This window comes from Rhodococcus sp. APC 3903, assembly GCF_030407755.1.
In the GTDB taxonomy this organism is placed as follows: Bacteria; Actinomycetota; Actinomycetes; order Mycobacteriales; family Mycobacteriaceae; genus Rhodococcus_F; species Rhodococcus_F erythropolis.
On record NZ_JASDCV010000025.1, the window covers coordinates 28,258 to 41,108 of the forward strand.

A 12,851-nucleotide genomic window follows, 5' to 3' on the forward strand; every position below is an offset into this window, starting at 1 on the left:
GCTTTGCCGTGTTATTCGGCGAGATCTGCGAGCCACGTCTCGACGTCCGCCGAGGAGGTCGGGAGTGCGGCGGTGAGTATCTCGATATCGGCGTCCCCGACGACCACGTCGTCTTCGATGCGCACACCGATGCCTCGCAGGTGTTCGGGAACGTATTCGTCGAACGGCGAGAAGTACAGTCCGGGCTCGACGGTGAGCACGTGTCCTTCCTCGAGTATTCCAGCGAAGTATTCGGCGGCGATCGGAAGACCGTCGTGGACATCGACTCCCAGCATGTGGCTAGTGGTGTGCAGCGTCCACCGCCAGCCACGTTCGTGTTCGGCGAATCCGTCGAACACGGGGTGCGGGAGCACCCCGAGACTGGCGAGGCCGTCCAAGAGCACCTTTTGCGCGGCGAGATGAGGTGCGGTGAAAGCCTTCCCCGCGCGAGTTGCGTCGAGGGCCGCCAGATGAGCTGCGTGGACGATGTCGTAGACGTCGCGCTGGGCCGACGAGTAGCGGCCGGAGACAGGCAGGGTGCGAGCAACGTCGGTGGAGTAGAGCTCGGCGCCTTCGACACCGGCGTCGAGGAGTAGCAGATCTTGCGATCGGATCGGGTGGTCGTTGGCCTGCCAGTGGGGGACGGTGGCTCGCGGCCCGCTCCCCACGACAGGCGTGAATGCGATTCCGCGGCCGAAGGTCCTGGCGTATCGCGTGAAGACACCTTCGATAAATTGTTCACCGTATCGGACGGCATCGGGGAGCGCACGAGCGACGGCCTCGAAGCCCTCGATCGTGGCGCTCGCCGTTTGGCGGAGCTGCGCGATCTCGTACTCGTCCTTGTGGAGCCGACGACGAGCGAGCTGCTTCTCGAGCTCTCGATCGTCGTCCGGGACGGCCGCGTCGACCCGAGGGTCCAGGCCCCGAACTGCTCTGGATCGAGTCTCGCGAAGCCGGGCCTCGAGAGAGTCCAACGGCTCGGTCGCGATTCCCAACCGCGCGGAGAGTTCAGACAACGACGGTCGGGGTCCTTCGTACAGCGCGCCGTGAGGATCAACTACAGCCAATGGGTGACCGAGTTGCACATGATCAGGGGTGTAGAGGGTTTCGTCACCGTTGGGTCCGATTATCAGTACTGATCCCGGCCCGGTGGGCCCGACCAGCCACATATGATCGGTGGCTGGACGGAACGGGAAGGGCAGGTCGTTGGTACGCGTCGTGAGCCCCCCATTCGGGATGACAAGAGTCTCTCCCGGAAAGTCCGCAGCGATCAGATTGCGGCGCGTGCGCCGAGGCCCGACGCCGCTCCACTCGCATTCCGCGAGTGGGGGCGCTGACCAGCCCTGCGTCATCGCCCGCACCAGATTCGGTGACAGGTGGCGGAGTCGGCCCGGAACCGTCGTCATGTCGGCAATATCGGTATCACTCCAGATGGTCACGACACGAGTTCCGTTTCGGTGGCGTTCGACGTCGTGGACGTGAGACGTTCACGTATGTCGGACGCAGGCATGTGTCGTTCGAACCAGTCGACGATACGGGCGCCTTGGTCGATGATCGCGGGGTAGGAGCGCAGACCGTGTCCTTCTCCCGGATAGATCAGACAGATCGACGGAACTCCGGCACCCAGGAGTGCGGCGTGGAATTCCTCGGCCTGACCAGGTGGTGTGCATCGATCTTCGACTCCAGCGCTCTGGAGCGTCGGAGTAACAGCCTGGTGAGCGAACCGGACCGGGCTGCGTTCCGAATAAGCCCCGACGGCCGACTTCGGATTGTCGGCCAGCAACAGTTCGTCGAAGAACGGAATGTTTGACGTGAGGTGCTGGGAGTGCCAGTCGGTCACCGGAAACATCGGTGCTGCGGCGGCGAATCGTCGATCCTGCGTGATCAGCCACGCGGACATGTAGCCGCCGTAGGACCCTCCGGTGACGCCGACGCGATCGGGATCGACCGTGCCGCGAGCGACGAGGGCATCGATTCCGCTGAGCAAATCGTGCATGTCGGCTCCGCCCGGATCGCCGAAGACCGCTTCGGCGAACGCTTGCCCGCGCCCACTGCTTCCTCGCGGATTGGGGTGCAGCACCGCGTAGCCACGACTCACCAGCAGGCGATTGTAGGTACCGCCCAGAGACCACAGGTTCCGGTAACTCCAGACCGGGCCACCATGCACGTTAACCACCAGTGGGAAGGGCCCTTCCCCGTCCGGTGTGCTGAGCAGGCCTTGGATGTCGGTGCCGTCCGGCGCTGTCCATTCGATCGGTTCCATCACCCCCGAGACCCCGGAGACGGCATCGGCGCCGGGGTGCCGGAGGCTGGCGACGGGGTGGACGTGCCCGTCGCGAAGCCACGCCAGCTCCTGGTACACGGTGTAGGCGCTGTGCACGATTGCGGCGGAACCGTCGGGAAGAAATGACGCCACCGGATAGATATCACCGCACGAGGTTGTGCTCGACCAGGTCTCGACGGTCTCACCGCTCGCAGTGTCGTGGACACCTGCGACCGTGTGCAATCCGCGTATCCCGATGAACGCCAACCGTGTCTCGCCCAGCCACTGCAGATGAGTGACATCTGTGCCGAGCGTGTCGATTTTCGCGGTCGTTCCTTCGGCGTCGACAACGACGACATCGCCTGCAACGAGCCAACGGTCCGACGAGCAGGCTTGGACGACCGCGCACCGACGACCTGCCGGGCTCGCGGCCGGCCAACCCAATTGGCGGTCGCTGGTGTGGACGACCTCGTTCCGGCCGGTGGACAGATCGATGCGGTGAAGTTCGGCGGTATACCAGGCGCCCTCGTCAGGAGAAGGGCTCACCACCGCGATCACCGCGTCGGGTCCGCTCCAGTCGGATTCCCAGACGTTCAGTTCCGGCAGTTCCCGACGTTCCACGGTGTCTGCGGCGACGTCGTAGATCCAGATACTTCGCCAGTGATCGCCCGTGATTCCGGAGTCCAACTCGGGGATCCAGGCGGGAAGTTTCTCGCGGCCGCCGCGGACGACATTGCCCGAACCTTGCCCGCCGGACAGCTCGGCGCCGAGGCCGGCGACTCCGAGGAGAATTCTGGTGCCGTCGGGCGACCATCGCAATTGTTCGACAATGCCGTCTACGGGGGGTGTCTCCCGTAGTTGCCCACTGGTCACGTCGTACAACGCCAACTGCTGGATACCGGCGTTGCGTCGATCGAAGGTGAATGCGATGGTGCCGCCGTCCGGGGAATACCGGGGGTATCGTTCATCGACGTCGAGCGTCGGGTCGGTGAGCATCCGTACACCTGCTTCGTCGGCTTCGGCCAACCGGAATCGTGCACGTCCTTCGAGCGCCGCACGGATTTCGCCCGCGAAGGCGATCGAGCGACCGTCGGGCGAAGCCGTCGGGGTCGTACCGGTACTGATCGTGCCGAACGCCGGTCCGTGCCACTGTTCGTAGAACTGTGCCACGCGTTCGAACGCAGCGGTGGTGCGGATGTCACGTGCGGCGGGATCTGGAAGCTGAGGCATTCGGTTTCCTTACATCGAGAAGTGTCGCATCGCGGCATTGCTGCTCTCGACTGCAACTCTCTCGTACCCGCTTCTGGGCTGTCTATCGACGATCGTCGAAATATGTTCGCTGTGAGTGCAACAGACGTCCAATCAGAATTGACAGTGCTCACTGCGGCAGACGTTCAAGACAGGCGCGTTCGAAGTTGACATTCGTGCAATTACTCAGAAGGCATCGCGATCGTAGGCTGTATCGCAAGCCGCATCGCCGTATATGTGATGGGGTTCGGAAATGTCGACACCTCAACCCGCGCCAGGTCCAAGGCGTCGTGCGGTACGGCCGTGATCAACGGGGACTTCGAATGAGTGTCGACGCAAACAAAAGTACGTGACATCGCCCTATTTGTTGCGTGACACCGCCCGGGGGATGCGTAGGTCGTGCGAGATTGCTGATCCTGTCAGGGATCTCGACACGCTCCCGTCTGTTCGGCTGGCGTCGCCGCAGCTTCTGGTCCACATCGTCTGCGTCCGTGATTGCCTGCGTGAAGTGCCGCACTTGCCAGATACCAGTGCATCGTTGTTCGAGGGGTACTGTCACCCTTATTCAAAAGTGCAGCGGCAGATCTAGTTTGGCACAGATTGCCACGGGACACCGCCGGGCCGTTCACTTTCATGCGGCGGCATCGGTTGCGGTGATCTCCCGACCGCGAATCGGTCGGCCATCTCGGTACGCCATTCGGCGGCAGTCAGCAGGTGTCGGCGCGGCCGGCAATGCGGCGAGATCCTGCTGAACGCGAGCAGGGACCGCTGCGCGTTCCTAATGAGGTGAAGCGTTTCATCGCACGTTCGCGTTGTCGGGTCGGTTGGTGGGAATTCTCGGCTCGATTGTTCAAATACTTCGACTGTCGATGCTCGACCGATCCCAGCATCTCGCGGCACGCTACCTGGTAGCTGCCGAGCTTGTCGGTGACGATCACCCGCGGCAGATACTCCAATCCTTTGAGCAGCCTCCGGAAGAACCGTTTGGCCGCCAACGCGTTCGGTGTGACTGAACCAGCACATCGAGCACGTTGTCGTCCTGATCGACAGCACGCCACAAATAGTGTTGCCGACCACGGATCACCTCCGAGAGATCGCGGAAGTGGTCGAGGTCTTCGGTCTCGCTGGACAAACAGATCTTCTGATTCGGGTGGTTGCGGTCGATACGGACGATCTCTATCGGATCGCGGGATTGATACTGGATGTACCCGGTGTCGAGCGGACCGACATGGATATTGCGATGCGCGAACTGATTGCTTACCGGATGAAACCTTCAGTGTCGGAAATTGCAGAACGCTGACGATCGCCACCTTGGCGACGGCGTCGCCAAGGTGGCGATCCATCTTGCACCGCAGATGTCTCGACGCCTATCGCGGACCTCACGACCGAGGGGACGACGACTGGATCGCTGCTTTTCTACTAGTCGTTTCTTAATAGGGGATCGTCTGAATAGGCTGCGCAACAAGGTCAAAGAGGCGATCGATGACGTCCAGGGCGTGGACCGAGTTGCGGCACGCTTTGTGTAGAGGATGTGGCCGCGGGTCGTCGAACCGTTCGACAGTCACAACGGTTCTGACTTCACTTTGATCAGTGCCTGACGGTTCTGCCGAACACGTGCGCGGTCACGCTTCCACACCAGGCGTCGAATCTGTCCGCGACCCTGCAGCCGGGTTCTCATGCGGACGTCGACCGTCACATGATGGACACCCACGCAGCTCACGAACTCGACGGCACCTTGGGCAATCGAGATCTGGTTTGAGAGCGAAACCGACCGGGGCATGTATCTGCGCCACTCGGACACTGTCGACGACACCGCGCACCTGCTGCCGAGAGCGATGCGGTTCATCTTCCGTGGTCCACGCTGTTCCGGCACGAGGGAATGTGGCGGCAAACCCACATGGCGCTACGATGAACAGCGGGCATTTCCGAAATCTACTTAGTGATAGCAGGTTTCGGAAGCGTCGGTTCCGAAACCGGGGCGGTGATGAAAATTATGCTGGGGTGATGTCGTGTTCCCAGGAATCCGAGATTGGTTGTAATGACGCCCGACTGGGCGATAGCGATGGCTGTCGGTCCATCGAGACCATCTTCAGCTGTACCAAGAACAGTTTGCTGACCTGCCGGATCGACACGCACCACGGTGTTGTCAGGGTGAACAGCGAGATAGATTGCGCCATCCTTATCGAGAGCGAAGTCGTCGACAGCCCGCCCGGACAGTACCTGCTCAGGAATAGGGCGCGGATCGTCCCATATGGGGATTCGAAGAAGTGTTCCTTGTGCTGTGTTGGATGCGTATAGGTAGGATCCGAAAACTTTGAGTCCGTTTACGCCAGATGCACCGACCGGGTCCTCGGACGATGTCGGCTTGAGTGCCGGATCATCGAGCCACGCAGCGAAGCTGGACCCCCCAGGTTGAAGGGCGAGTATTCGGCCGTTGACGGAGTCCGCCGCGTACAACGTCCCATCATCGCCGAATGTAATCCCGTTGAGTCCAACGGTTGTCTGGACCGGAACGTATCGTTCCCACATTTCTTCCACGCTACGTCGCCAAATTCCTGCTACTGCAGGGTCTTGGCTTCGGACAGCTACGTACAATCGATGTTCGGCGTCCTCTGCTATGCCCAAAGTCATAGCATCCGATTCGCCCGGAACGATCTGCTCGGTGCGTCCTGTAGACCACCACAGGGTGTTGTTAAGCAGGGTGGCTGCAAATTGTTCAGTTGATAGATCGGTTACGACAATGTTTTCAGGGGTCTCGCCCAGCGTATAATCGAAGGATTTGATAAGAAATGCATTATCGCGCACAGAGCTTGAGTCATTCTCGGTGGCGCGTGTTTCTGGCGCAGTGCTCGAACCAGGAACTGATGGGTCCGATGCACATCCGGCAAGCGTCAGGAAAAGCGGTAGGGTTACCGCAAGAGAGGCCTTGAAAGCTTGAAATTTCACGTTTGCCTTCTTTCGTAAAGCCGTCCGACCATCGGTATCGGTGGTCTGTCCTTCGTTAAGGCTCGCCTACCATATTGATATTGACATCCGTGTGGTCTGTCCTAGCAAGACCTTGGTTGTGGAATGGTATTTCTAATCGAAGCTCGAACGCGCTGACAGGGCGACGCTCACCAGGCTGTGTAGCCGCCGTCGACCAGCAGCGTATGGCCGGTGATCAGCTTCGCAGCGTCGCCGGCCAGGAAGGCGACGGCGCCGACGATGTCTTCCGGTTCGCCGAAGCGGCCGGCGGGGATGCGGGAGAGCAATGTCTGTCCCCAGCCGGGGCGGTCGAGGGTGGACGCGGTCAACTCGGTGCGCACGAACGTCGGCGCAACGGTGTTGACGCGAATGCCACGGGGTGCCCACTCGATGGCGAGCACCTTGGTGAGCTGATCGAGTCCGCCCTTGCTGGCGCAGTACGCGGCGCGTTCTTCGATGCCGACGGTGCCGGCCTGGGATCCGATGTTCACCACCACTGCGCCCGCTCCAGTCGCCACCCAGGTTCGTGCCAGGGCCTGGGTGAGGAAGAAGGTGCCCTTGAGGTTGGTGCCCGTGACCGCGTCCCACTGTTCCTCGGTCACGTCGAGGGCGGGGGATGGGTGGTTGACACCGGCGTTGTTGATCAGAATGTCGATCCCACCCCCGATGTGATCGGGTAGAGAGTCGACGAACGGTGCGATCGACGCTGTGTTCTGGATGTCGAGGATCAACCCTGGGGTGGCTAGGTCCGACTCGATTCGCGCGGCCCCCGACTCGGTTCGGGAAGTTCCGTACACGGTGGCGCCGAGTTCGGTGAGGGTGCGAGCGATCGCTTGGCCGAGGCCTTTGTTCGCGCCGGTTACCAGCGCGCGTTTGCCGTCCAGTGTGAACGTGACCATGGTCGATCCTTCGGAGTATGTGATGAGTGCAGGTTGGAAGGCGACGCCGGACCCGGGGAGGCACCCACCGGGTCCGGCGTCGCTGCTTGTCAGCGCGCCGCAGAATCCTGCGGCGCCCAGGTCAGCGGTGCTCCGGCGTACTTCGCGGCGCGCACGTCGCCGGATCGGGCGTGCCCTTCGAAGAACTCGACGCGCGCTGCGCGCCCGCACAGCGCGCCGAGCTCGGCGCTCGCTGCGTCGGACGTGACTTCCTGGTAGGTGACTGTCTTGAGGTACTTGCCTACCCACAGCCCTCCGGTGTAGCGCGCGGCCCCCCGGGTCGGCAAAGTGTGGTTGGTGCCGATTACCTTGTCGCCGTATGACACGCAGGTCTTCTCCCCGAGGAAGAGGGCACCGTAGTTGTTCATCACGTCGAGGGCTCGACGTGGGGTCTCGGTGAGAATCTGCACGTGCTCGGAGGCGAAGGTGTCTGCCAACGCGTACGCGGCCTCGATGTTCTCGACGATGATGATCTGGCCGTGATCGCGCCACGCCGGGCCGGCGAAGTCGTGGGTCGGCATGTCGGGGAGGATCGCGTCGATGTGCGCGAGCGTGGCCCGGGCCAGGGCTTCGGAGTCGGTGATGAGCACGGCGGGGGAGTCCGGCCCGTGCTCGGCTTGGCTCAGCAGGTCCACTGCCACGATGAATGGGTCGGCGTTCGAGTCGGCGACGACCAGGACCTCGGTCGGGCCAGCGAACAGATCGATGCCGACTTCGCCGAACAGTTGCCGCTTGGCTTCGGCGACGAAGGCATTACCGGGTCCGGCGAGCATGTCGACTTTGCGGATCGTCTCCGTGCCCAACGCCATGGCGGCGACGGCCTGGACTCCGCCGAGGAGGTAGATGTCGTCGGCTCCGGCCAGGTGGAACGCGGCAACGGTGGCGGCGGGAATCTCCCCGCGGATGGGCGGGGTACAGGCGGTGATGTGCGGTACCCCAGCCACCTTCGCGGTCACAGTGGTCATGTGTGCGGACGCCACCAGCGGGTAGCGGCCACCCGGTGCGTAGGCACCGGCCGCAGTGACCGGCAGGGTGCGCTGACCCAGGTGTACGCCGGGCGCGGTCTCGACCTCGAAGTCGGTCAGCGAATCCCGTTGGTGTTGTGCGAACACTCGCACGTTCTGCTGCACAGTCTTGATGTCGTTGATGACCTCGGGGGGGACACGAGCAACGATCTCGTCGATCTGCGTGGCGCTCAGCTTGAAGCTTTCCGGCGTCCACCGGTCGAACTTTTCGGAGTACTCGCGGACCGCGTCGTCTCCACGCTCACGAATGTCGGCAATCACATTCCGGACGGTCTCGAGGACCACTGGATCAGATTGAGTCCCTCGTTGTTCGATGGCTGATTTCAAGTACGTATTCGACATGTCAAGTTCCTATTGGTTTTGTGCGGTGCGATAGTCTGGATATCGCATTCGATTGACCGGACGAACCTCGATCTACTTAAATCGAGGGGACGTAAAAATATGTGTCGCGCTTTGCGATCAATCTGTCCTGGCTTAACTGAAAAAAATCTGCAAAGCGCACTGTCACATCGATTCCCGATTTCAGGAATCCAACAAAATGTCCTTCTACCGCCGCGGATCGGCCATCTATCATGACTTGGTGGATGTGATGTTCACCTTCAGAAATCTCACGCTCCACTGAGTAGAAATGCCGAAGCATGCCTTTGCCTTGCAGAGGTTCGTAACCTGGTCGCCGGTATATGGTGTCCTCGGCGAACAGCGAGAGAAGATCTTCGAGACGGTTTTCGTCGACCAGTTCGTAGTATCTACGAACCAGAGAATCTATCTCTATATTACGCATCCACCGTAGAATCGACGGTCCGCTCGCGCTCTCCGAGTGAGCGTCGTCTGAACGGGAACTCGGACGACGCTCACTCATCAGGTGTCTTACGATCGGCCGGGTTCGAGCGGGCAGAGTCGATCCTCTTTCGCGCGTATTGTTGTGCTGCTTGCACGGTGGTGATCCCTGTTTTACGGGCAGTGTCGATTACGGAACCCACCCGGTCGCCAATCGCCTCGAGTGCCAATGTTCTTTCGTCGTGCGACTTCCCGTGGTGGCGGCCGTCGACATCGATGACACCGCCTGCATTGGCCAGGAAGTCTGGTACGTAGGTGATCCCTCTTCGTTGTAGTGTTTCGGCTACATTGTCATCGGTCAGTGTGTCGTTCGCGGCACCGGCGACAACGCGGCATTGCAGTCTTTCAGCTGTTGTCGGATCGATTACGCGCGCAATAGCGCAAGGAGCGAATACGTCGCATTCGACCTCTGTGACATCCGTATCGAAGAGCGGCTGCGCTTCTAGCTCATGTGCCAGCTGCTCCATCCTCTCCCGATCTGTGTCCATGAGCGACAACCGCGCACCTTCGGCTGCAAGTTGCCGTGCCAGGGATTCGCCGACGTGGCCTACGCCTTGGATGAACACGTGGGTGCCGGCCAGGCTGTCGGAATCGAGGGTGGCGGCGACAGCAGCTTTGATGGAGTGCAGAACACCAGTGGCGGTAGCGGGTGAGGGATCATCGTCGACCCAGAGAACCTGCGCACCACCTTCGATCATCCATTTGAGATCGTCGGTGGTCGTGCCCATGTCCACGCCGGGCATGTAGGCAGAGCCGGTGCGCGCAATGAACTCGCCGTACCGGCGCATGAAGGCCGGGCGGTCGCTCACTGGGTCCCCAGCGAACAGGACCGACTTTGCACCTCCGTAGTTCAGCCCGGCCGCGGCGTTCTTGTATGTCATGGCGCGCGCGAGTCGGCGGGCCTCGGTGATGCCGGCCTCAGGGGTGGGGTATGCCCTGAAGCGAACCCCACCGAATCCATTGCCCAGAGTGGTGTCGTCGATTGCAATCACGGCTCGCAGCCCGAGTGAGTCGTCACTGCACAAGATCAGCTGTTCGCTGGACCATGTGCCGAAAGACGTGGTGGAAATGTCTGCCATTATTTTGCTCCTTCGAAAGGTGGCGGCGCACCGAACTCGACTAATCGGAGTGGCATGCAAATGAATATCTTTAGATAAGCATGTTAAGATATTAAACGAGGGACATGCAAGCCTAAGTGCGCCAATTCTATTGGCGAGATTCGAGAGGGATCGACCGAGTCGCACGCCGGTTCGGTCGCGACCGATCACCAGAAGGTGGTGCGGCTGAGATCGATTTAAGATATTACATCGATATTTGGTCGGCGCTGAAGTGAACCGAGGAGACGAGTAGACGATGGAAAAGCTCCCTGAACTGGTTAAACCGGTCAAGGGCTCAACGCTGATGGACCAGGCATACCACCGCCTCAAAAGGGACATCATCGAACTCAGACGCCCTCCGGGGCATCAGTTCACCGAGCACGAAGTAGCGACGGCGTGGGGGCTCAGTAAGACACCGGTCCGGGAGGCGTTGGCGCGACTGCACCGCGATGGTCTGGTTGCGCCGTTTGCACGATCCGGGTACGTGGTCGCACCGGTGACTCTCGAGGATGTAGCGAACCTGTGTGACATGAGGACGTTGTTGCAGGGTGAAGCTGCCGCGCGCTGTGCGCAGGTCGGACTCGCCGCGGAGCGGCGAGATCGCCTGCTGGAACTGTGTTCCGACGAGCAATACGGGCAATTGGCTGGACCGCACATGAGTAAACGCCTCCGTTTCAATTTCGAGTTCGAGTCGATAATCGCCAATGGATCTCGGAACGAGCGGCTCGCAGCCGCGATAGCAAAGATTTTCGATGAAATCGAGCGTATCGCTCGCATTACCGTCCAACTTTCACCCAATATGCCTCCAGGAAGGATTCCGGAACGGAGGGCGATAGTCGATGCAATCGTTGAACGTGATTCCGAATCAGCACGAAATGCAATGCACAGTCGTGCCGAATCGGGAAAACGTGAAATGTTGGACGCGTTGACTATGAGCCGGGAGGTAGCGACAGCCCAGATATCGGTGCCAGCTCCTCGCGCGACATCGACTGACTAGAACCGACTGAGTTCTGTCCATATCGTGAAGAGTGCGTAGGTCCTGAGCGCGGCCCATAGAGTTGGTGGCTCCGCTGGTGGGAGCGAACCCCCACCAGCGGAGAGTCTAAGTTCGTTCTGCGACGGTTAAGGAAGGGTCACCCGAGGTGTGGTCGCCGATCTGTTCGGCTTTGCGACCTACAGTGAGGAGTATGACTATTCCGGCCACCATCACTGCGGCAATGAGCAACAATGCGTAGGTATAGCCGCCGGTCCTATCCTTGATGAAGCCGGTTAGGTATGGTCCGACCAATCCGCTCGTATTGCTCACCGAGTTGATCAATGCAATTCCTGCGGCTGCGGCTGCGCCGCTGAGCGCAATAGCTGGAATGCGCCAGAATTGAGCAAATGCCGAGTAGATACCAGAGACGCTTACGCATACCGCGACGATGAACAGCGCGCCGTTCTGCGTGAATGTTGCAGAAACAAGGCCGATCACCCCTATTGCCATCGGCACCGTGGTCGAAAATACCGCGGACCGCCTCGTGCCCACTCGCCCCCACACGATCATCGCCACCAGGGCTACAACGTAGGGGATCGCGGCCAGCAGAACACCCGAAACATTCGCGCTCGATCCGATTGTCTTGTTGAGCGTGTCGATCATGGTGGGCAGGAAGAACGCGAGGGGATAGATCCCGAACACCACTGCGAAGAAGGCGACGGCGAGTGCCCAAATCCTTCCGCTGGTCAGAGCTTGGCGCATCCCCGTCAAGGCGCCGTGTGCGGAATGCTCACGGTGTTCGGCCTCAAGTGTCTGCGCGATGAAGGCGCGTTCCTCCGGCGCGAGCCACTTGGCGTCCTTGGGTCGACTCGGTAGGAATGCCAATATGACGATGCCCACGAGGACTGTCAGCGCGCCCTCCACGACGAACAACGACCGCCAACCTGAAATACCCATCAGACCTTCGCCCCACTTGAGCAAGGCAGCGGCGATCGGCGCGCCGACGATGTTCGAGATCGGAATCATCAGGAAGAACGTCGACATCGCCCACGCGCGTTGCTTCTTCGGAAACCAAAAGGTCAAATACAGGATAATGCCCGCCGACAGTCCGGCTTCGGCGATACCAAGTAGGATCCGAGCGATGAATAGCTGTGTTGTAGAGTGCACTGCTGCCGTCACGATGGTAACCAGGCCCCAACTGATGACTATCCGAGAGATCCAGATCCGTGCGCCGAAGCGTTCCAGCATCATGTTGCTGGGAACTTCCATCAGAATGTAACCGATGAAGAAGAGGCTGCCCGCTAGTCCTAATGCTGCGGAGGTCAGGCCGAGGTCTGCAGATAACGGTTTTGCGATGTAACCGAGATTTGCCCGATCGATGTAACTGACTACGAATGCCAATCCGATCAAAGGCATGATTCTGAAACTGATTTTGCGCCACATACGACGCTCGTCTTGTGCGTCGAGATGGTGAGGAACCTTGCCATCAGTCATGGCGGAGGCCTTTCGGAAGTGTGTTGTGGA

General features: G+C 60.5%; 9 protein-coding genes and 3 pseudogenes. 3 read left to right on the forward strand and 9 right to left on the reverse strand.

Annotated elements, in window-relative coordinates; all coding sequences use genetic code 11:
- Window positions 1-11 precede the first annotated feature (11 nt).
- From QMA15_RS27130 to QMA15_RS27140, 3 genes and pseudogenes are all read right to left on the reverse strand, one after another.
- Window positions 12-1,418: an aminopeptidase P family protein gene (locus tag QMA15_RS27130; protein WP_290287385.1), complete on the reverse strand. Its 1,407-nt coding sequence runs from the start codon at window positions 1,416-1,418 to the stop codon at window positions 12-14.
- Window positions 1,415-3,472: a S9 family peptidase gene (locus QMA15_RS27135; protein ID WP_290287386.1), complete on the reverse strand. Its 2,058-nt coding sequence runs from the start codon at window positions 3,470-3,472 to the stop codon at window positions 1,415-1,417. The genes QMA15_RS27130 and QMA15_RS27135 overlap by 4 nt, the downstream gene beginning before the upstream one ends.
- A 649-nt stretch (window positions 3,473-4,121) precedes the next feature.
- A pseudogene (locus QMA15_RS27140) lies at window positions 4,122-4,571 on the reverse strand (DDE-type integrase/transposase/recombinase); the annotation flags it as partial.
- 3 nt (window positions 4,572-4,574) lie between these two features.
- On the opposite strand from QMA15_RS27140, the pseudogene QMA15_RS27145 reads away from it, so the two are divergent.
- Both QMA15_RS27145 and QMA15_RS27150 read left to right on the forward strand, forming a co-directional pair.
- A pseudogene (locus tag QMA15_RS27145) lies at window positions 4,575-4,790 on the forward strand (Lrp/AsnC ligand binding domain-containing protein); the annotation flags it as partial.
- Window positions 4,791-5,105: 315 nt separating this feature from the next.
- Window positions 5,106-5,334: pseudogene (locus QMA15_RS27150) on the forward strand (hypothetical protein); the annotation flags it as partial.
- A gap of 88 nt (window positions 5,335-5,422) precedes the next feature.
- Here QMA15_RS27150 and QMA15_RS27155 read toward each other — a convergent pair.
- The 5 genes from QMA15_RS27155 to QMA15_RS27175 all read right to left on the reverse strand — a co-directional run bounded on the left by QMA15_RS27155 (window position 5,423) and on the right by QMA15_RS27175 (window position 10,333).
- Window positions 5,423-6,436, reverse strand: a complete 1,014-nt coding sequence (locus QMA15_RS27155; RefSeq protein ID WP_290287388.1) for a hypothetical protein — start codon at window positions 6,434-6,436, stop codon at window positions 5,423-5,425.
- 167 nt (window positions 6,437-6,603) lie between these two features.
- Window positions 6,604-7,353, reverse strand: coding sequence for an SDR family oxidoreductase (locus QMA15_RS27160; protein WP_290287390.1), 750 nt, complete (start codon window positions 7,351-7,353; stop codon window positions 6,604-6,606).
- 89 nt (window positions 7,354-7,442) lie between these two features.
- Window positions 7,443-8,759, reverse strand: a complete 1,317-nt coding sequence (gene hisD, locus QMA15_RS27165; RefSeq protein ID WP_290287392.1) for a histidinol dehydrogenase — start codon at window positions 8,757-8,759, stop codon at window positions 7,443-7,445.
- A gap of 76 nt (window positions 8,760-8,835) precedes the next feature.
- The gene (locus QMA15_RS27170) at window positions 8,836-9,198 is read right to left on the reverse strand and encodes a nuclear transport factor 2 family protein (protein WP_290287394.1); all 363 of its coding nucleotides are present in this window, start codon (window positions 9,196-9,198) and stop codon (window positions 8,836-8,838) included.
- A 70-nt stretch (window positions 9,199-9,268) separates the two neighbouring features.
- Window positions 9,269-10,333 carry a Glu/Leu/Phe/Val dehydrogenase dimerization domain-containing protein gene (locus QMA15_RS27175; protein ID WP_290287396.1) on the reverse strand — a complete coding sequence of 355 codons (1,065 nt, stop codon included), beginning with the start codon at window positions 10,331-10,333 and terminating at the stop codon, window positions 9,269-9,271.
- Window positions 10,334-10,655: 322 nt separating this feature from the next.
- Here QMA15_RS27175 and QMA15_RS27180 point away from each other — a divergent pair, with 322 nt between their 5' ends.
- Complete coding sequence (locus QMA15_RS27180; RefSeq protein WP_290287469.1) at window positions 10,656-11,348, forward strand: GntR family transcriptional regulator; 693 nt, start codon at window positions 10,656-10,658, stop codon at window positions 11,346-11,348.
- A 105-nt stretch (window positions 11,349-11,453) separates the two neighbouring features.
- On the opposite strand, the gene QMA15_RS27185 is transcribed toward QMA15_RS27180, so the two are convergent.
- A complete protein-coding gene (locus QMA15_RS27185) occupies window positions 11,454-12,821 on the reverse strand; it encodes an MFS transporter (RefSeq protein ID WP_192713451.1) in 1,368 nt (455 codons plus the stop codon).
- Window positions 12,822-12,851 lie beyond the last annotated feature (30 nt).